We start from the raw sequence: 16,747 nt of genomic DNA, 5'->3' as shown, positions 1-16,747 counted from the left end.
CCGACGACAGACTGCCGAAGCAAAGTGCCGAACGACTCCATCCGCGACGCCCACGCCTCCACGTCCCCGTCGGAGAACCGCCGCTGCACCGGCGAGAGCGCCTCGCCCCGCACGCCGCCCGCGAGGTAGGCGGTGTCGAGCAGGGTGAGCCGGATCCCGGCGTCGCGGGCGGCCTCCACCAGCGCCCAGGACATGGCGTGCGGGTCGGAGTACGCCGCGCCGCCGGGCGCGCGGTGCAGGTAGTGGAACTCCCCGACCGCGCCGTAGCCCGCGAGCGCCATCTCCGCGTACACGGCGCGCGCGAGCCGGTAGTACGACTCCGGGTCCAGCCGCTCAGCGACCTGGTACATGTCGTCCCGCCAGGTCCAGAACGTGCCGCCGCCGCGGTGGGTGCGGCCCCGCAGCGCGCGGTGGAACGCGTGCGAGTGCCCGTTCGCGAACGCGGGCAGGGTGAGGCCGTGCAGGTGCGTGGCGCCCTCGGGAGGGTGCCCGACGCCGTCGCGCACCTCCGCGACGACCTCCCCCTCCGTGCGGATCACCACGCCCGGGGTGGCGGTCTGGCCGCCGAGCCAGGCGTGGTCGGCGTACCAGAGCGTCATTCGGCCATGGGCGTGCGGACGCCGCGCTCGGCGGCAACCTCGACCGCCCGGTCGTAGCCGGCGTCGACGTGGCGGATCACGCCCGTCGCGGGGTCGTTGGACAGGACGCGCGCGAGCTTCGCGGCGGCGAGGGGCGTGCCGTCTGCGACGGACACCTGCCCGGCGTGGATCGAGCGTCCGATCCCGACGCCGCCGCCATGGTGGATCGAGACCCAGGTCGCGCCCGACGACGCCGCGGTGAGCGCGTTGAGCAGCGGCCAGTCGGCGATGGCGTCGGAACCGTCGAGCATCGACTCCGTCTCGCGGTACGGGGAGGCGACCGACCCGGCGTCGAGGTGGTCGCGGCCGATGACCAGCGGCGCGGTCACCTCGCCCGACGCGACCAGGTCGTTGAAGGCCAGGCCCGCCCGGTCACGCTCGCCGTAGCCGAGCCAGCAGATGCGGGCCGGCAGGCCCTGGAACGCGATCCGCTCCTGGGCGCCGCGGATCCAGCGGTGCAGCTTGTCGTCGTCGGGGAAGAGGTCGAGGACGGCGCGGTCGGTCGCGGCGATGTCGCGCGGGTCGCCGGAGAGTGCCGCCCAGCGGAACGGGCCCTTGCCCTCGGCGAACAGCGGCCGGATGTACGCGGGCACGAAGCCGGGGAAGTCGAACGCGCGCCCGTACCCGCCCTGGCGGGCCTCGTCGCGGATGGAGTTGCCGTAGTCGAACACCTCGGCGCCCGCGTCCTGGAACCCGACCATCGCCTCGACGTGCCGGGCCATCGACTCGCGGGCCCGGTCGGTGAAGGCGTCGGGGTCGGCCTGCGCCGCGGAGGCCCAGTCCTCGAGGGCGATACCCGCCGGAAGGTAGGAGAGGGGGTCGTGGGCGCTCGTCTGGTCGGTGACGATGTCGATCTCGACCCCACGGCGCAGCAGCTCCGGGAAGACCTCGGCCGCGTTGCCGACGACACCCACCGAGTACGCGCGGCGTTCCCTCTTCGCGGCGGCCGCGAGAGCGACGGCCTCGTCCAGGTCCTCGGCGACGGCGTCCAGGTAGCGGTGGTCCACCCGCCGGGCGAGGCGGGCCGGGTCCACGTCGACGATGAGGCACACGCCGTCGTTCAGCGTCACGGCGAGGGGCTGGGCGCCGCCCATGCCGCCACAGCCCGCGGTCAGGGTGAGGGTTCCGGCAAGGGCTCCGCCGAATCGCTTCTCGGCGACCGCGCTGAACGTCTCATAGGTGCCCTGCACGATCCCCTGCGTGCCGATGTAGATCCATGAGCCGGCGGTCATCTGCCCGTACATCGTGAGGCCGAGGGCCTCGAGGCGGCGGAACTCGGGCCACGTCGCCCAGTCGCCCACCAGGTTCGAGTTCGCGATGAGCACGCGCGGCGCCCATTCGTGCGTCTGCAGCACGCCCACGGGCTTGCCCGACTGGACCAGCAGAGTCTCGTCCTCACGCAGGTCGGTGAGGGTGCGGACGATCGCGTCGTACGCCGGCCAGCTCCGGGCGGCGCGGCCGGTGCCGCCGTAGACCACGAGATCGTCGGGTCGTTCAGCCACCTCCGGGTCGAGGTTGTTCATGAGCATCCGCAGCGGGGCTTCGGTCTGCCAGCTGCGAGCGGTGAGTGTGGTGCCGCGGGTCGCGCGGACGGTGCGGGAGCCTTCCATGGCCAAGGTCTAGCACGCGTGCCAGCACCGCGTGAGGTCCAATGTGCGGGTGACGTTCGAGCAGCTGTGGCACGACCTCCTTCCCGTCGGACGCGTGGCTGCCACCGGCGGGTACTTCCGGCAGCCCTTCCTCGCAGCGGAGCGGGAGGCCGCGGCGTGGTTCGCCGAGGGCGCGTCCGCCCGTGGCCTCGATCTCGAGACTGACGCGTTCGGCAACGTCGTGGCGTGGTGGGACCCGGGCGAGCAGCCGGCATCGGGCAGAGAAGGTGCCGTGCTCACCGGGTCGCACCTCGACTCCGTGCTCGACGGCGGCGCGTTCGACGGGCCGCTCGGTGTCGTGTCGGCGCTCGCGGCGGTCGACCTGCTGCGCGAGCGGGGTGTCACACCCCGGGTGCCCCTGGGGATCGGGGTCTTTGTCGAGGAAGAAGGGTCGCGGTTCGGGCTCGCCTGCCTCGGGTCGCGGCTCGCGACAGGGCTCCTCCCGTGGGACGCGGCGCGCGGGCTGCGGGACCGGGACGGCATCGCGCTGGGAGACGTCGTCCCCGGTGGGGTGTCGACACTGCTCGACGGCGTCGCGTGCTTCGTCGAGCTGCACGCCGAGCAAGGGCGCGACCTGGTGCACCGCGGCGTCGCCGTCGGACTCGGGAGCGCGATCTGGCCGCACGGGCGGTACCGGTTCGACTTCTGCGGGCACGCCGACCACGCAGGACCACGCGGATGGCTGACCGGCACGACCCCATGCTCACCTACGCGGCGACGGCGCTGGCGGCGGCCGGGGCAGCGCGCGCCGGAGACGGTGCAGACCCGTCGGGCGGCCCTGGCGCGGGTCGCGTGCGGCGCGCGACCTTCGGCCGGCTCGAGGTGCGGCCCAACGGGACCAACGCGATCCCCTCGCAGGTCAGTGCCTGGCTGGACGCACGGGCGTCGTCGGAGGCGGAGCTCGAGGCGCTCCTCGGTGAGGTGTCGTCGGCCGCCACGGCCCGGGCCGCCGCGGACGGGACCACCGTGCAGCTGACTGCGGAGTCCGTGTCGGGCGAGGTGCTGTTCGACGCCGGGCTGACGCGGCGGCTGGCGACCACGCTGGACGGTGCCCGGGGCGGGGCGCGGACGCCGGTGCCGGCGATCCCGACCGGTGCCGGGCACGACGCCGGCATCCTCCAGCAGGCCGGGATCCCCTCCGCGATGCTGTTCGTGCGGAACGAGACCGGGGTGTCGCACTCACCGGCCGAGCACCTCACCATCCCGGACGCGCTCTCGGGCGTTGCGGCGCTCGCTGACGTGCTCGAGTCACTGGTCACGTGACTCGATGACCGCCGCGAGGGCCGCGCCCGCGCGGAGCAGCGCGACCAGGCGGTCCGCTACCTGGTCGAGGCGCCGGTCCAGGATGCGGCGGGCGGCGGTGAGACCCTCGAGCTCGCGAAGGGTCGCCACCACCTCTCGCACGGCAGGGATCCCATAGCCGCTGCCACGCAGAGCAGCGACCACGCGCGCCTCGTCGACGGCCGTCGGTCCGTACCGGCGGGCTCGCAGCGAGGTGACCCGCTCAGGGGTGACGAGGCCCTCCTGCTCCCGGAAGCGCAGCGTTGAAGGGCGGACTCCGAGCGCGGCGGCCAGGCCGGTGATGGTCATCGAGTCCCGCTCGCTCGCCGGGCCGTCACCACGCGTCTCGCTCTCGATGGCGCTCAGGGCGGCCTGAGCGCGGAGCGCCTGATCCCGTTGCCTGGCGAGGCCGACGTGCACGTCAGCGATCGCGGCGGCGGCCTCGGCGAGGGTCGCCGTCCGGAGCGCGGACAGGAGACGCCGGGCGACGACTGGGCCCGCCGCCGTCGCGAGACCTCGGTATGCCCGGAGCGCCTGCACGTGGGCAGGCCCGTACGACCGGTAACCGTTGGCCTGCCGCCTGGCGGGCGGGATGATGCCAAGTCGTTCGAGGTCGCGGACCTGCTGCACCGAGTACCCCGTCTCGCGGGCGACGTCGGTGGTACGCAGCGAGCCCTCTGGCATGTCCAACCCCACAGAAGCACTTGAAGGTGATGCTTGAACCATGAGTATCGACCAGATCCTCGCGGCAGTGCGAGGCTTCGAAGGTTCCCTCGTGGTGGCGCCCCAGGCCGGGGACGCCAGCTTCCCTGAGCTCGCCTGGGGCGACGCCTACTTCTACTACGCCCCCGACGGCGTCATGCCGCAGAACACCCAGCCGTACGCGACCGTCGTCACGAAGAACTACCCCGACGACACCGCCTCCCGTCTCGATCCGGAGGGGCGTTGGCGCGTGAACATCCGCGTCAACGGTGCCACGTTCCGCGATCTCACGGGCGAGGAGCCCCGTCACCTCGCACTGCCACGTGACTTCGCCGCCGACGACGTCGTCCTCCCCCACCCCGTGTACGGGTCCCTCGGCTGGATCTCTGTGGTGAATCCCAGCGACCGGTGCGGCGACCTGGTGCTGCGGCTGATCGGCGACGCGCACGTTGCAGCCCGTGCGCGGTTCGAGCGTCGCCGGGCGTGAGCTCTGCGGCCGGCGCCCCGTCGGTCCCCTGCCGCCCGAGGGAGCAACATGGTTGCTCCCGGAGGTGTCACCGACGGTGACATTGTCGACCGTGAGTGACATCCCCGTGCGGAACTATGTCGCCCCGCGCGCCAGGCGGTCCACGCGGCGCAAGGCGTCGGGGAGCCGGGCGTCGCCGGCCATGCCGCGCACCAGGTCCGCCGCGACGCCCACGCTGAGACCCACCGCGGTCACCCACAGCGGCCGGACCGAGCGGCCGCGGGTCACGGGCGCGGCGTGCGTCGCGGCGTGGAAAGCGGTCTTGGCGACGCCCACCACCACCGGCGCGAGACCGGCCGCGTGGACGTGCGCGCCGAGGCCGGCGCGGCCGGCGGGGTCGAGGTCCACGTAGCCGTCCACGACGAGCACGTCGAGCGGTTCGGTCGTGGCGAGCAGGGCGCGCACCGGCGGCAGCTCGCGCTCGTAGAAGGCGCCGGGCCGGTACTCGGCGACGTCCTCGAGCCAGTGGGTGCGCTCCTCGACCAGCTCCCCGAAGTCCGCGGTCGGGGCGACGACCAGCGCGGCCCGTGCGCCGCCGTCGACCGGGTACTGCACGTCCACCGCTCCGAATCGCCCCATGCCGGACATCCTCCCAGCCCGCGGCCCCGCCGCGCGGCGGGTGCGGCAGGATCAGCAGCGTGGCCAGTCTTCTCCTCACCGGCATCGGCGAGCTCGTCGCCTTCGATCCCGAGCGGGGCGACGTCGTGCGAGACGCCGCCCTGGTGGTGGAGGACGGCCGGGTGGCCTGGACCGGCTCGGCCGCGAGCGCCCCTCCGGCCGACGAGGTGCGCGACGTGGGCGGGCGCGCCGTCGTCCCGGGCTTCGTGGACTCGCACGCCCACCTCGTGTTCGCCGGGGACCGCGCCGCGGAGTTCGAGGCCCGGATGGCAGGCCGCCCCTATGAGGCGGGCGGAATCCGGACCACTGTCGCCGCGACGCGCGCCGCGTCCGACGACGACCTGCGGGCCAACCTGGCGCGCCTCGTCGGCGAGATGCGGCGGCAGGGCACCACGACCGTCGAGGTGAAGAGCGGGTACGGCCTCACGGTCGACGACGAGGCCCGGTCCCTGCGCCTCGCCCGGGAGGTCACGCCCGAGACCACGTTCCTGGGTGCGCACGTGGTCCCGCCGGGCACCACGCCGGAGGACTACGTGGACCTGGTCACCGGGCCCATGCTCGACGCCTGCGCCCCTCACGCCCGCTGGATCGACGTCTTCTGCGAGCGCGGCGCGTTCGATGCCGACGCCGCGCGCCAGGTTCTCCGCGCGGGTGCCGGCCGTGGTCTCGCCCCACGGATCCATGCCAACCAGCTGGGGCCTGGGCCGGGGATCACCGTCGCGTGCGAGGTGAGGGCCGCCTCCGCGGACCATTGCACCTACGCGTCCGACGACGACCTCCGCAACCTCGCCGACGCGGGCGTGGTCGCGACCCTGCTACCCACCGTCGAGTTCTCCACCCGCTCCCCCTACCCGGACGCGCGGCGATTCCTCGCCGCGGGCGTGACCGTCGCTCTCGCGACCGACTGCAACCCCGGGTCGGGCTACTCCAGCTCGATGCCGCTGGCGATCGCGCTCGGGGTACGGGAGATGGGCCTCAGCCCGCTCGAGGCGCTGCGCGCGTCGACGGTGGGTGGGGCCGCGGCCCTCCGGCGCGACGACGTGGGGCGCCTCGTGGTGGGCGCACGCGCCGACCTCCTGGTGCTCGACGCACCCTCCCACGTGCATCTGTCGTACCGGCCGGGGGTTCCGCTTGTCGCGGAGGTTCTCACCGGCCGATGATCAGGGCAGCGTGTCCTCGACCATCCGCGTCCGGGCCTCGTGCACGGCGATAGCGCCCGACGACGACGTCGTGGTCGCCTCTCCCGGCACGTCCCGCCACGCGGTCTCGCCTGCGACCCGGAACTGGCCGCGCCACCTCGTGGTCAGGCTGATCTCCGTCTCGCCCGGCATCGCGTAGGCGTGTGCGACGGTGTGGTGGGGCCAGGCCGCGCCGGGATCGCTCGTGCTCGTCACCGTGCCGTCGCCGTAGTCCCACGTGAACTGGTGGGGGACGGCCCGGATGGTGACGGGCGTTCCGAGGAGCACGGTGTCGAGCTCCTGCGCGACGTCCGTGGTGTACGTGATGGTGTCGACGTTGACGAGGGTCCAGCCGTCAGGCGGCTGCACCACGAGCGGCGACGGCTGGATAGCCATGGAGGCGAACGCCTCCGCAGCCAGCATCGCGAGGTCGACGGGCGTGGTGCACGCCTCGGGCTCCACCATCTCCGCGGGCGACCAGCCGTCGCCCGAGCTGGCACTGTCGGTGCGGGTCTGGCGGTAGAGCGCCGCGACCGCGACCTGGCCCTCGGGGCACGCCAGGCCGCCGTACGCCACCCGGTTGCCGTCCGCGCACGTCTCCTCGAGCTGCATCACGGCGCCGTCGAGGTCGAACAGCCAGCAGAGCTCGGGAGTGGCACGCCACTCCCGGACGACGGGGACGTCTGAGGTCGCGGAGTCGGTGGTCTCGGAAGAAGTACTGCCTGATCCGGGTTGCCGGGCGTCGACGTTGACGGAGCCGCTGTCGGCTCGCGTATTGCCAGAAAGATAGACGGGATCGTCATTGGCGTATGCCGACGGAGCAGCAGTCGCCAGAGCACTGGCCGCCAGGACCACTGCACATTTCCGAACGATGACCGACGTTGACATCTGTATCACCCGCTTCCCACGGGTAGCGATGCGACCTCGACGACGACCCATTCCCCATCTAGTCGTGCCATCTCGACGCGGTTGGTTTCGACAGTTCGCTCCACAGCCATGAGGGTCTTTCCCGCAGAGTCCCTTATTGTCGTCGTCGCCTCATCCATCACGACGTCCAACGGAACAATTCCCGTCAATGGATCGGGATCGTAAGTCTGGGTCACGTCCGAGGTGATCTCGCCGCCCGAGAAGACATCCCCACGCTCGGTGATCTGCCGTGCCTGCTCAAGATCGGCACTACAGAAGCCGCACGAGCTATGGGACATCGCCTCCCACTCCGCGGTGTCACCAGTCGCCATCATGTATGACCTCAGCGACAAGAAGTACTCCGCCGCCGCCGCAGCCCCCTCCGCGTCGTCGCGCTCCATCGCCTCCGGCCGCTCAGGCTTGGCCGGCGGGGTCGCCGAGGCAGACGCGGATGCAGTGGGCGCAACAGTCACGCCCGTCGGTGACGGCGAAGGCGTGGCCTCCCCCGTACACCCGCCCACGCCGATCACCACGGCCAGCACCACGGCCCAGCCCACGACTCGTCGAACCATGACGCCCCCCTTGCGTATCGGCAACGACCGTCCCCGACGCTAACGACGAATCGTCGATCCCGATACCGGGGCCTGTGGATAACCTCAAGCAACCATCTCCGCCGGTCACTAGGGTGTTCACGTGACCGTTCTCGCCGAGCTCCGCACGCTCCTCAGACTCCCGGGCTTCCGGAGGCTGTTCGTCGTGCGCCTGGTGTCGCAGGCGGGCGACGGCATGTTCCAGGTAGGGCTGGCCAGCCTTCTGTTCTTCAGCCCCGAGTCGCAGGGCAGCGCACCGGCGATCGCCGCGGCGTTCGCGACGATGCTGGCACCGTTCACGATCGTCGGGCCCTTCGCGGGCGTCTTCCTGGACCGGTGGCAGCGGCGTCAGGTGCTCTTCGTCGGCAATGTCGTGCGCTTCGTGCTCTGCGGCCTCATGGCGGTCGCGATGCTCACGCAGGGGGTCACCCCGGTGATCTACGTGCTGGGGCTCGCCGCCCTGTCCGTGAACCGCTTCCTCCTCGCCGGGCTGAGCGCGGGGTTGCCGCGGGTGGTCCCGCGCGACCTGCTACTCACCGCGAACTCCCTCACCCCCACCCTCGGCGCGGGGGCGGCATTCCTGGGTGGCGGCATCGGGTTCATCCTGGGACTCGGGCTGCCCGAAGGTCGCACCCGAGACGCGACCGCCCTCGCCTGTGCCGGGGTGGTGATGGGCCTTGCCGCCCTCCTCGCGCTGCGCATGCGGCGAGATCTGCTGGGTCCGGAGCGGCCGGCGTCGGGCGCCATCCGGAGCGAGGTCGTGAACGTTGCTCGCGGGCTTGCCGACGGAGCGCGGTACCTCGCCGCCCGGCGCACGCCGGGCCAGGCCCTGCTGATCATGGCGTTCCACCGCTTCCTGTACGGGGTGGTGTTCATCGCGTCGATCCTGATTTCGCGCAACCTGCTGGCGGAGCCGGGCGACGCCGGTTCCGGGCTCGCGACTTTCGCGACCGTGATCGCGATGATCGGCGTGGGCGGCGGCCTCGCGATCATCCTGACGGCGGTGCTGGCCCGGCGGATGACCCCGCAGACGTGGATCGCGATCATGCTGCTGCTGGCGGCAGCATCGGAGCTCCTGCTCGTGCCCGAGCCGAGCCGGGTCGTGGTCCTCACGGCGGCCCTGCTCCTCGGCCTTGCCGCGCAGGGTGCCAAGATCGCGGTCGACACGATCGTGCAGCGCGACTCCACCGACCAGTACCGCGGCCGCGCCTTCGCCTTCTACGACGTGCTCTACAACGCGGCGTTCGTGGGTGCGGCGGCCCTCGCCGCCTTCCTGGTACCCGACTCGGGCTGGTCGCCAGGGCTCTTCGCCGGGCTGTCCGTCGCGTACGTCGCAGCCTCCGTGCTGATGTGGGCCCGCGGCGCACGCGTGCCGGCCGGTGACCCGGCGGAGGAACCGGCCGGCACCGCCCCGCGCGGGTCAGGAGAACCAGCGTGAGCCGCGCGCGAGCGCGAGCCGGACAAGAGACGGCATGAACGTGGCGGCGCACCACCCGCACGCACGGCGCGGGGTCCTCCTGTCTGCCGGGCTGGTCGCGGTTGCCATCCTGGTCGTCGTGGCGACCGGCTCGTGGGGGTTCGCCGTCCCGATGGTGGGGGTAGCGCTGGTCGGCGGGCCGGTCATCGCGGTGGACCTCGCGGAGCATCGCATCCCGACCGTCCTGGTGCAGGTCCTCGCCGGGACCGTCGCCGTGTGGGCGTTGTGGTCCGCTGTCACCGACCAGGCCTGGTGGCCTCTCGGGCGCGGGCTCGTCACCGGACTGCTCGTCGCCGGCCTGTTCTGGATCAAGTGGTTCGTCGGCGGCACGGGACGTGGAGACCTACGGCTCGCCGCGGTCCTCTCCGCAGCCGCAGGCTGGCTCGGCTGGGCACCGGCGGTCGGATCCCTCGTGATCCCCTACCTGCTCGTGTTCCCGCTTGCTGTGTGGCGGCTCGCCCGACGTCGCCGCGACGAGCGGATCCCGTTCGGCCCGGCGCTCGTCGCGGGCTGGTTCGTCGCGGTGTCGCTCCACCTCTGGCTCGGCTGACCGGAGACCAGCGACTCCACCCAAACCCGGCATTCCGTCGCTACGCTCTCCCGGTGGCCGACCTTCTCAGCGCGATCGCCAGCCTCCTCTGGCCCCTGCTCGTGCTCGCGGTGCTCCTCATGTTCCGGCAGCAGCTCGTCGCGCTGCTGAACGGGTCGGAGGTCACCTCGAGATCGGCGGCCAGAAGCTCACCGTCAAGCAGCTCAGCGACCAGCAGGCCGCACTCATCGACGACCTGCAGCAGCAGGTGATGGAGCTGCGGTCGGCGGTCCGCGCACTGCCGCTCGCCGAGTTCGAGGCAACGCCTCCGCCGGACAAGGTGACCACCCCACCTCAGGGGTTTCCGGATCTCGTCCCCGGCGGCGCGAGCACGCCCGGCGGAACCGCTCCGAGCGACCGGGTCGACCCACCCTGGGTCCGTCCCGCGTCGGTCCTGTGGGTCGACGACACACCCGAGTCCCAGGCCCTCACGATCGACGGCCTCCGGCGGCGCAGCGTGTCGGTCGACCTCGCGGCCAGCACCGACGAAGCGCTGCAGCTCGTCCGGGACCACTCCTACGGCGCGGTAGTCACCACCATGACCCGGCGCGAAGGGCAGGTCGCCGTGCCGGACGCCGGTCTCCGGCTCCTCGACGCTGTCCGCCGGACGGACCCGCTGATGCCTGTCGTCATCCATGGGTCGGGCGAGCTGGCGGACCGGGCGATGGTGCACGGTGCGGCTGCCGTGACCGGGTCGACAGTGGAGATCCTCGAGACGCTGCGATCACGCGGCGTGCTCCCCACCTGAACCCAGCGGTTCGATCAGGTAGCCGCCTGATCCGCGTCCGCGTCCGCGTCCGCAGGCTGCCGACCAGGCAGCCGTAGCCCGGCACGCACGGCCAGGACGGCCGCAGCCAAGTACGCGACCGCCCGGACCGCCGAGCCGACCGTGTGCTCGAGGTAGTACCGGTCCACGCCGAAGCTCCAGGACTCGCCCACCACGAACCAGGCGACCAGGAGCCCGAAGAGCCCCGCGGCGATGTACCGGGCACGTTCCCGGGACAGTCCCAGGAACCCCGTGGCCAGGACGACGGCGACGTTGGCGAGCACGGTCGTGAGGATCAGCGGGACGGCGTCGGCCAGGTCGAGGTACGGGACCAGCGCGCTCGCCTCGTGAAACACGATCAAGCAGCCTGCGGCGACAACGACGCCGAGAGCCAGCCCCCGCATCGCCGTCGTGCCGCGACGGGACGCGAACCACCCGACCACGACGCCGACGAGCGTCACCGCCAGCACCAGAGCTGCGGCCGTGGTGCCGAGGATGAGTGCCGGCCGCGCCCCGAGCACATGCTGCGCCACACCGATGGCAAGGTGGAGGCCGAGCTGCAGGCTCGTCACCACAAGAGCCGCGACCACAAGACCTCGTGTCCCCAGGCCCACGGCCCCGGCGGCGAAGGTGACGGTCGCGAGGAGGCTCGAAGCCGCAACCAGGAAGATGACGTTGTCCTGCGTGAAGCCAAAGCTCAGGTCGGGTGCGGCCTTCCACAGGCTGATCGGCAACGAGACCCACGCCGCGAATGTGGCCAGGAAGATCCCGAGGGTGGCGAAGCCGCGCCCGGCGTCACGTGTCGGGGGTGGAACTTCCGTCATGCGCGCAACCTTGCCAGACCCCACCCACAGCGGTCGACGACCGAGGCAACGTCCTACGAGGCCGGCTTCGTCGCCTTGCCGTCGAGCCACAATGTGTCCGACTCGTCATGGTGCGCCCCGTCCGTCCCCACGTGCTTGGTGCTGATCGTGGGCCCGTTCTTGATGACGTGGACGAGGGCCATCCCATGGCCGCGACCGAGGTCGTAGTCCTCCTTGAGCCACTCGAGGATGGGTCCCGCCTTGGTGTCGGCGCCGAATCCGCGCTCGTGTGCCAGGTCGACGAGCTGGCGTGGCGTGAGCCCGGTCTTGGTCTCAACGGCGTCGAGATAGGCCTGGAAGGACATGGTGGATTCCTCTCGGTCGTCGGCGACGCTCGCGCCGCACTCTCACACCGTAGACGGCGCTTCCGACACAAACTCATCGTCCCTGACCTGCCGCTTCACCCTTGTCTCGTGACGCCGGCGGGCGCTACGTTGCAATGCCCGACGGCGTCGGAGGGGGCTCATGACCACGTACAAGTACGGCTCCACCACGGTCGCGATCACTGGCGGCAACCTGCTGGTGGGCGCAGCCGTGTATCCGCTGAACCACATCACCGGGATCGTGCCCCGCAAGGTGGTGCCCGCGCACCGGCCGCTCGAGATGGTCCCGGGGATCGGGGTGTTCCTCGCGAGCTTCGTGGCACTGGGCTCGCTCCTGGTCCTGGCCTACGGGTTCGACCGCGGCCTGCAGCCGATGGTCGTCTACGGCCTGACCTTCTTCGTCCCCTCCGCGCTCTTCCTGCTGTTCCGGATCCGGGCCATGGTGGGAGCGACCCGGCCCTGGCCTGCGTTCCAGGTGCTCGAGCTGCACACCACCGGCGGACGTACGGCGATGCTGTGCAGCCGGGAGGCCGACAAGCTGACGGCGCTGGCCGACGCGCTCCGGGACGCCATGTACGACCGCGACGTCGCCTATGAGGACGAGATCACGGTCATCACGAACGGCGTCGAGGTGCTGGCGACGGTGACGACGGTCTGAGCCGGCTCAGCGGCTCCTGCGCGCCGCCAGGATCGCCAGCACCAGCGCGACCGCCTCCAGCACCAGGCTCAGGACCTGGGTCACCACGAAGTGCATGGCGTCCGGGACGAACCGGCCCAGCTGCGGCAGCCCGAAGAGGCCCCCGAGCACGAAGTACGCGAGCAGGCCGACGGCCACCCAGCGCGTCCTGACGTTCGGTAAGCCCAGCAGGCCGACCGCAGCGATCCCCGCCACGGCGCCCACGAGCGAGTAGACGACGGCGATCAGCGGCAGGTTGGCAAAGTGGTCCGACAGCAGGTACGGCATCGACGAGTGCCACAGTGCGGCCGCAAGCACGAGGACCAGGGCGACCACACGGGCCGCCGTCGGGCCGCGGAGACCCTTCCAGCCGACCGCCAGTGCCGCGGCAACCATGGCGAGGATGCCGCACGCGCCGAGCGTCGCGTAGGCCAGCTCCGGGCGGGCGTCCTCGACGAGCTGGACCACGAAGATCCCGAGCTGCACCACGAGGTTCAGGCCGCCCACGACCGTGGCGGCGGTCAGCAGGCCGCGCAAGCCGAGCGTGACCGCGCCCGCGGCGAGCAGGATCGTCGCGCCGATCCCCGTGTTGGCGACCAGGTAGATCACGTTGGACTGAGTAAAGCCGAAGTCGAGGCGCGAACCCTCCTCGATGAGCGTCATCGGGACGATCATCCAGGCACCGAGCACCAGGGCGAGGATGCCGAGCAGCGCGAGGTTGCGGGCAGGGTCCGTCGGGCCGGTCGACGGCTGGCCGGGTGAAGGTGCGGCGGGCGTCGCTGCGGCGGCGTCATCGGCGGTGCCGTAGGCAGGCGGGTCGACGAGCGGGGCGTCGGTCATGGGACAACCCTGGCGTGGATGGTGGGCACTGTCGAGGGTTGCCTGGGCAGCAGGGCCGGGTGATCGTTGCTGCATGACTGAAGGTGGCCCCCCGGAGACCGAGTTCCCGCGCACCATCGGCAAGGTCGCCACGCGCGAGCTCGCTCTCAACGGCATCACGCGGTTCGAGCACCTCGCTCGGACCGCGCCCAGGGCGTTGCTGGCGATCCACGGCGTAGGCCCGAAGGCGGTCCGGATCCTCGGTGAGGAGCTGGCCGCGCGTGGCATGGCGTGGGCCGAGGAGTAGGCCCGACGACGACGCCGGGCTGGGCGGGTGCACCAGGTTGGGCTTGAGCGGGCAGCGGAATCTCCGTGACGTCTGGAACCCTGCTCCCTAGGCTCCCGACTCGTGACTCCCCCACACCGTCAGGTCCGGGCGACCTTCGACGACACCACCATCACGGTTTACCAGGCGTACTCTCCGGAGATTGCGCGCGCCGCAGTGGCCGCCGGCACGTTCGTCGCTCCGTTCAAGCGGGAACGGATGACGTGGATCAAGCCGTCGTTCCTGTGGATGATGTACCGCTGCGGCTGGGCGACGAATCCCGGGCAGGAGCGGGTTCTCGCCGTACGCATGTCGCGGGACGGGTTCGAGTCGGCACTGCGGGCTTCGTGTCTGAGCCACTTCGAGCGTGGGTTGTATGCGGACGCCGCTGAATGGCGGGAGAAGTCCCGGACGAGTCCCGTGCGGGTGCAATGGGATCCGGAGCGGGCTCCTGAGGGCCAGCCATTGCCGTGGCGATCGCTCCAAGTGGGTCTGGGCGGCTCTGCGGCGCACAGCTATGTGGATGAGTGGATCGTCGGTATCGACGACATCACCGACGTGGTACGCCGGCTGCGGGGCGGGGAGCGTGCCTTGTTGCCGGTGGAACGTGCGTATCCGCTGCCCGAGGACGTGGCGCGGACCGTCGGAGCGACCGCAGAGGATTCGAGGACTGTCTCCGGGCTTTGAGCTACCCAGGATGAAGCATTAGCGTCGCCTCACATCCCAGGGAGGAGGCGCGCGCCACGTGGCGAATGACGACGACGTCGTGACCGACCCTGCTACTTCCCGGCGTATGTCACGGCAAGCGCGACGTGACACGGCATGTGAAGTCGCCCTCCGACGGGAGCTGCATCGACGTGGGCTGCGGTTCCGGGTGGACTCGCCCCTGCCCGGCTTGCCTCGTCGCCGGGCCGACCTGACGTTCAGCGGGGCCAAGGTGGTCGTCTTCGTGGACGGGTGCTTCTGGCACTGCTGCCCCGTCCACGGAACCGCGCCCGCCGCCAACTCCGCGTGGTGGCGCGAGAAACTCGAACGGAACGTCGCGCGAGATGCCGAGACCAATTCCCACCTGATCGGGCTCGGGTGGACCGTGCTGCGGTTCTGGGAGCACGAGGACCCTGTCGCAGCCGCTGACGTGGTCGAGATCATCGTCCGGGGGACGACGGACGACGAGGGCGCCTGAGCCCGTACTCCTGTCAGCGGGACAGGAGGACCTGAAGTTCGCCGATGGTGACCGGGGTGCTGTTCGTTTGAGGCGGGACGGGGATCGAGCCCTCCTGATCCCCGCCTTCCCACTCGACCGTCCAGTAAGCCGTCGCAGACAACGTGAAGTTGCCCGCGTACTGGTTCAGGTTCGCGGGAATGCCACAAGTAGGCGACGGCGAGGCGTTGTCGCGGCCGTCGTAGGGCGTTCCAGCCGCGTTGGCACCACGGCAGGTGACGGTGGCGCGGGCGATACCCGTGTCGCGGTCCGTGAGCGTCCACGTGATCCGGTCGAGGGTGCCCGTTGCGGTGACGGAGAGGCCGCCGTCCGAGGCCGTGCGCGTGATGGGGCCGACAGTGTTCTCGGCCGGGTTCGCCACCCAGAGCCACATGGGGAGGCCAATGACGCCCATCGCACCGGGCTTTGTTGCGGTGCTCGGCGGCGTGCTGCCAATCTCACCCATGGTGAGCTGCATCTGGGTATAGGCCCGACGAGCGAGTTCCTCGGGGCTGGGACCGGCGTCCGGCGCCTGTGGTGCCCAGTCGGCTGAGTATCCGGGACATTGAGTAACGTCCCCACCAGCTTGTGCACACATATACGACGTGCATTCCAGAATGACGCCATCCGTATTGCCCCGCCAGACGGGGCTGGAAAACGGCGGCGGAGGTGACATCGCACGAACGTAGCACTGCCCATTCCAAGAACCATACGGAGATGTACAAGGGATTTCCTGTCCCATGTCCCGGCAAACACGATTCCCGCCGCCACCTTCACCCGGCCCCCCGGGGGTACCTGGATCCCCGGAACCCTCGCCATCCTCGCAGACAAGTCCAACCGTGCCATTAGGCAGGACCACCTCTACACATCCTGGAGGCACCGCAGCAGCGGATGAAGGAACTGCGACTGCCCCGAATAGGGAGCAGGCCATGATTAGTGCGGCAGCAATAGCATGTCGCCTCAGCATGGCTCCGCCAAACGCGCCTGCTGCTGGTAGATCGCCCAGACGCCGTCGTGTCCTTGGTGCCCAATTTCATAGCCAAGAACGTAGCGAGTCGGCACCGAAGCGTCTCTGGGCACCTCCACGCCACTGCCGTCATAGAGTTTTACGGCGGTGAAATCTGTGCACACGTCCAGCGAGATTCGTTCTAGCCCTGCCACCGGGTCCTCTTCATACTTGACAACCTGGATGGCATCGACAACCGGCGCTCCTGACGTGTAGTGGCCCGACGCCTCAGCATTGTTGTACACCGTCTGGGCGGCCCTTGGGATCATTAATCCAGCCCAGAAGACCCGCAGCCTCTCCTGCCATCCCGCGTACCCGCCGTTCGCCACGGCGGCCTCTGCGGCATAGAAGTCCACAACCAACTGCTTCGCCTCTGCGATGTTCTTCGCCTTGAGCTCCTCCGGCGTCGTCGGCTCAGGCGACGGCCCGGCGGCCACCTCGGGTGGCGAGGGCGACGGAGACGGTGAGCTCGGCGGCGGCGCCGGGATCGCGCCCAGGCGCTGGTCGCTGTCGTCGCCCATCAGGGACCCCACCCCCACGGACACCGCGCCCGCCACCACGAGGGCAGCAAGCACAGCAACGACGCGAAGCGGCGTCACGGTCTGCGACGGCAT

General features: G+C 70.9%; 21 protein-coding genes and 1 pseudogene. 11 read left to right on the top strand and 11 right to left on the bottom strand.

Annotated elements, in window-relative coordinates; genetic code table 11:
* Both AC060K_RS06730 and hutU read right to left on the bottom strand, forming a co-directional pair.
* A partial coding sequence (locus AC060K_RS06730) for an amidohydrolase family protein (RefSeq protein ID WP_483764651.1) occupies positions 1 to 599 on the bottom strand: 599 nt, incomplete at its 3' end.
* The gene (hutU, locus tag AC060K_RS06725; protein ID WP_483764650.1) at positions 596 to 2,248 is read right to left on the bottom strand and encodes a urocanate hydratase; all 1,653 of its coding nucleotides are present in this window, start codon (positions 2,246 to 2,248) and stop codon (positions 596 to 598) included. The genes hutU and AC060K_RS06730, both read right to left, overlap by 4 nt.
* A gap of 31 nt (positions 2,249 to 2,279) precedes the next feature.
* On the opposite strand from hutU, the pseudogene AC060K_RS06720 reads away from it, so the two are divergent.
* Positions 2,280 to 2,651, top strand: a pseudogene (locus AC060K_RS06720) (allantoate amidohydrolase); the annotation flags it as partial.
* A gap of 314 nt (positions 2,652 to 2,965) precedes the next feature.
* Positions 2,966 to 3,550, top strand: a complete 585-nt coding sequence (locus AC060K_RS06715) for a M20/M25/M40 family metallo-hydrolase (protein ID WP_483764649.1) — start codon at positions 2,966 to 2,968, stop codon at positions 3,548 to 3,550.
* On the opposite strand, the gene AC060K_RS06710 is transcribed toward AC060K_RS06715, so the two are convergent.
* Positions 3,536 to 4,252: a MerR family transcriptional regulator gene (locus AC060K_RS06710; protein WP_483764648.1), complete on the bottom strand. Its 717-nt coding sequence runs from the start codon at positions 4,250 to 4,252 to the stop codon at positions 3,536 to 3,538. The genes AC060K_RS06715 and AC060K_RS06710 overlap by 15 nt on opposite strands.
* Positions 4,253 to 4,292: 40 nt before the next feature.
* Between AC060K_RS06710 and AC060K_RS06705 the strand changes: the two genes are divergently transcribed.
* Positions 4,293 to 4,757 (top strand): DUF6194 family protein, encoded by a 465-nt coding sequence (locus AC060K_RS06705; protein ID WP_483764647.1) that lies wholly within the window; start codon positions 4,293 to 4,295, stop codon positions 4,755 to 4,757.
* 114 nt (positions 4,758 to 4,871) lie between these two features.
* Here the strand turns inward: AC060K_RS06705 and AC060K_RS06700 are convergent, their stop codons facing one another.
* Entirely contained in the window at positions 4,872 to 5,375 is a 504-nt protein-coding gene (locus tag AC060K_RS06700; protein ID WP_483764646.1) for an endonuclease V, read from the bottom strand.
* 59 nt (positions 5,376 to 5,434) lie between these two features.
* On the opposite strand from AC060K_RS06700, the gene hutI reads away from it, so the two are divergent.
* Positions 5,435 to 6,574 carry an imidazolonepropionase gene (gene hutI / locus AC060K_RS06695; RefSeq protein ID WP_483764645.1) on the top strand — a complete coding sequence of 380 codons (1,140 nt, stop codon included), beginning with the start codon at positions 5,435 to 5,437 and terminating at the stop codon, positions 6,572 to 6,574.
* Here hutI and AC060K_RS06690 read toward each other — a convergent pair whose 3' ends face one another.
* Together AC060K_RS06690 and AC060K_RS06685 are read right to left on the bottom strand one after the other, a co-directional pair.
* Entirely contained in the window at positions 6,575 to 7,207 is a 633-nt protein-coding gene (locus tag AC060K_RS06690) for a hypothetical protein (RefSeq protein WP_483764644.1), read from the bottom strand.
* Positions 7,208 to 7,485: 278 nt separating this feature from the next.
* Positions 7,486 to 8,070 (bottom strand): DUF6318 family protein, encoded by a 585-nt coding sequence (locus AC060K_RS06685; RefSeq protein WP_483764643.1) that lies wholly within the window; start codon positions 8,068 to 8,070, stop codon positions 7,486 to 7,488.
* 121 nt (positions 8,071 to 8,191) lie between these two features.
* On the opposite strand from AC060K_RS06685, the gene AC060K_RS06680 reads away from it, so the two are divergent.
* The 3 genes from AC060K_RS06680 (at position 8,192) to AC060K_RS06670 (ending at position 10,902) form a co-directional block, all read left to right on the top strand.
* The gene (locus AC060K_RS06680) at positions 8,192 to 9,526 is read left to right on the top strand and encodes an MFS transporter (RefSeq protein WP_483764642.1); all 1,335 of its coding nucleotides are present in this window, start codon (positions 8,192 to 8,194) and stop codon (positions 9,524 to 9,526) included.
* Between the two features lie 34 nt (positions 9,527 to 9,560).
* Positions 9,561 to 10,115 (top strand): prepilin peptidase, encoded by a 555-nt coding sequence (locus AC060K_RS06675; RefSeq protein WP_483764641.1) that lies wholly within the window; start codon positions 9,561 to 9,563, stop codon positions 10,113 to 10,115.
* A 250-nt stretch (positions 10,116 to 10,365) separates the two neighbouring features.
* On the top strand, positions 10,366 to 10,902 hold the full coding sequence (locus AC060K_RS06670) for a hypothetical protein (RefSeq protein WP_483764640.1): 537 nt from the start codon (positions 10,366 to 10,368) through the stop codon (positions 10,900 to 10,902).
* Between the two features lie 14 nt (positions 10,903 to 10,916).
* Here the strand turns inward: AC060K_RS06670 and AC060K_RS06665 are convergent, their stop codons facing one another.
* Both AC060K_RS06665 and AC060K_RS06660 read right to left on the bottom strand, forming a co-directional pair.
* Positions 10,917 to 11,744, bottom strand: a complete 828-nt coding sequence (locus tag AC060K_RS06665; protein ID WP_483764639.1) for a hypothetical protein — start codon at positions 11,742 to 11,744, stop codon at positions 10,917 to 10,919.
* Between the two features lie 53 nt (positions 11,745 to 11,797).
* Entirely contained in the window at positions 11,798 to 12,088 is a 291-nt protein-coding gene (locus AC060K_RS06660; protein ID WP_483764638.1) for a DUF4287 domain-containing protein, read from the bottom strand.
* Between the two features lie 160 nt (positions 12,089 to 12,248).
* On the opposite strand from AC060K_RS06660, the gene AC060K_RS06655 reads away from it, so the two are divergent.
* Positions 12,249 to 12,764 carry a DUF6232 family protein gene (locus AC060K_RS06655; RefSeq protein ID WP_483764637.1) on the top strand — a complete coding sequence of 172 codons (516 nt, stop codon included), beginning with the start codon at positions 12,249 to 12,251 and terminating at the stop codon, positions 12,762 to 12,764.
* A 6-nt stretch (positions 12,765 to 12,770) separates the two neighbouring features.
* On the opposite strand, the gene AC060K_RS06650 is transcribed toward AC060K_RS06655, so the two are convergent.
* On the bottom strand, positions 12,771 to 13,622 hold the full coding sequence (locus AC060K_RS06650) for a hypothetical protein (RefSeq protein WP_483764636.1): 852 nt from the start codon (positions 13,620 to 13,622) through the stop codon (positions 12,771 to 12,773).
* Between the two features lie 73 nt (positions 13,623 to 13,695).
* Here AC060K_RS06650 and AC060K_RS06645 point away from each other — a divergent pair, with 73 nt between their 5' ends.
* From AC060K_RS06645 to AC060K_RS06635, 3 genes are all read left to right on the top strand, one after another.
* Complete coding sequence (locus tag AC060K_RS06645; RefSeq protein ID WP_483764635.1) at positions 13,696 to 13,908, top strand: helix-hairpin-helix domain-containing protein; 213 nt, start codon at positions 13,696 to 13,698, stop codon at positions 13,906 to 13,908.
* A 102-nt stretch (positions 13,909 to 14,010) separates the two neighbouring features.
* Positions 14,011 to 14,613, top strand: coding sequence for a DUF4291 domain-containing protein (locus AC060K_RS06640; protein WP_483764634.1), 603 nt, complete (start codon positions 14,011 to 14,013; stop codon positions 14,611 to 14,613).
* A gap of 58 nt (positions 14,614 to 14,671) precedes the next feature.
* Complete coding sequence (locus AC060K_RS06635) at positions 14,672 to 15,109, top strand: very short patch repair endonuclease (protein WP_483764633.1); 438 nt, start codon at positions 14,672 to 14,674, stop codon at positions 15,107 to 15,109.
* Between the two features lie 13 nt (positions 15,110 to 15,122).
* On the opposite strand, the gene AC060K_RS06630 is transcribed toward AC060K_RS06635, so the two are convergent.
* Positions 15,123 to 15,605, bottom strand: a complete 483-nt coding sequence (locus tag AC060K_RS06630) for a hypothetical protein (RefSeq protein ID WP_483764632.1) — start codon at positions 15,603 to 15,605, stop codon at positions 15,123 to 15,125.
* Positions 15,606 to 16,087: 482 nt separating this feature from the next.
* Positions 16,088 to 16,747: a hypothetical protein gene (locus tag AC060K_RS06625; RefSeq protein ID WP_483764631.1), complete on the bottom strand. Its 660-nt coding sequence runs from the start codon at positions 16,745 to 16,747 to the stop codon at positions 16,088 to 16,090.

It is taken from the genome of Antribacter sp. NEAU-D49, assembly GCF_057158775.1.
Note: the sequence above shows the minus strand (reverse complement) of the source record. Positions and strands in the feature narration are given on the sequence as shown.

Excerpts from the sequence above, each read along its gene's own strand:
- hutU (WP_483764650.1), bottom strand. The coding sequence starts at position 2,248 with ATGGAAGGCTCCCGCACCGTCCGCGCGACCCGCGGCACCACACTCACC.
- AC060K_RS06625 (WP_483764631.1), bottom strand. The coding sequence starts at position 16,747 with ATGCCGTCGCAGACCGTGACGCCGCTTCGCGTCGTTGCTGTGCTTGCT.
- AC060K_RS06700 (WP_483764646.1), bottom strand. The coding sequence starts at position 5,375 with ATGGGGCGATTCGGAGCGGTGGACGTGCAGTACCCGGTCGACGGCGGC.
- AC060K_RS06650 (WP_483764636.1), bottom strand. The coding sequence starts at position 13,622 with ATGACCGACGCCCCGCTCGTCGACCCGCCTGCCTACGGCACCGCCGAT.
- AC060K_RS06660 (WP_483764638.1), bottom strand. The coding sequence starts at position 12,088 with ATGTCCTTCCAGGCCTATCTCGACGCCGTTGAGACCAAGACCGGGCTC.
- AC060K_RS06715 (WP_483764649.1), top strand. The coding sequence starts at position 2,966 with ATGGCTGACCGGCACGACCCCATGCTCACCTACGCGGCGACGGCGCTG.
- AC060K_RS06675 (WP_483764641.1), top strand. The coding sequence starts at position 9,561 with ATGAACGTGGCGGCGCACCACCCGCACGCACGGCGCGGGGTCCTCCTG.
- AC060K_RS06655 (WP_483764637.1), top strand. The coding sequence starts at position 12,249 with ATGACCACGTACAAGTACGGCTCCACCACGGTCGCGATCACTGGCGGC.
- AC060K_RS06710 (WP_483764648.1), bottom strand. The coding sequence starts at position 4,252 with ATGCCAGAGGGCTCGCTGCGTACCACCGACGTCGCCCGCGAGACGGGG.
- AC060K_RS06670 (WP_483764640.1), top strand. The coding sequence starts at position 10,366 with ATGGAGCTGCGGTCGGCGGTCCGCGCACTGCCGCTCGCCGAGTTCGAG.
- AC060K_RS06685 (WP_483764643.1), bottom strand. The coding sequence starts at position 8,070 with ATGGTTCGACGAGTCGTGGGCTGGGCCGTGGTGCTGGCCGTGGTGATC.
- AC060K_RS06645 (WP_483764635.1), top strand. The coding sequence starts at position 13,696 with ATGACTGAAGGTGGCCCCCCGGAGACCGAGTTCCCGCGCACCATCGGC.
- AC060K_RS06705 (WP_483764647.1), top strand. The coding sequence starts at position 4,293 with ATGAGTATCGACCAGATCCTCGCGGCAGTGCGAGGCTTCGAAGGTTCC.
- AC060K_RS06630 (WP_483764632.1), bottom strand. The coding sequence starts at position 15,605 with ATGCAGCTCACCATGGGTGAGATTGGCAGCACGCCGCCGAGCACCGCA.
- AC060K_RS06665 (WP_483764639.1), bottom strand. The coding sequence starts at position 11,744 with ATGACGGAAGTTCCACCCCCGACACGTGACGCCGGGCGCGGCTTCGCC.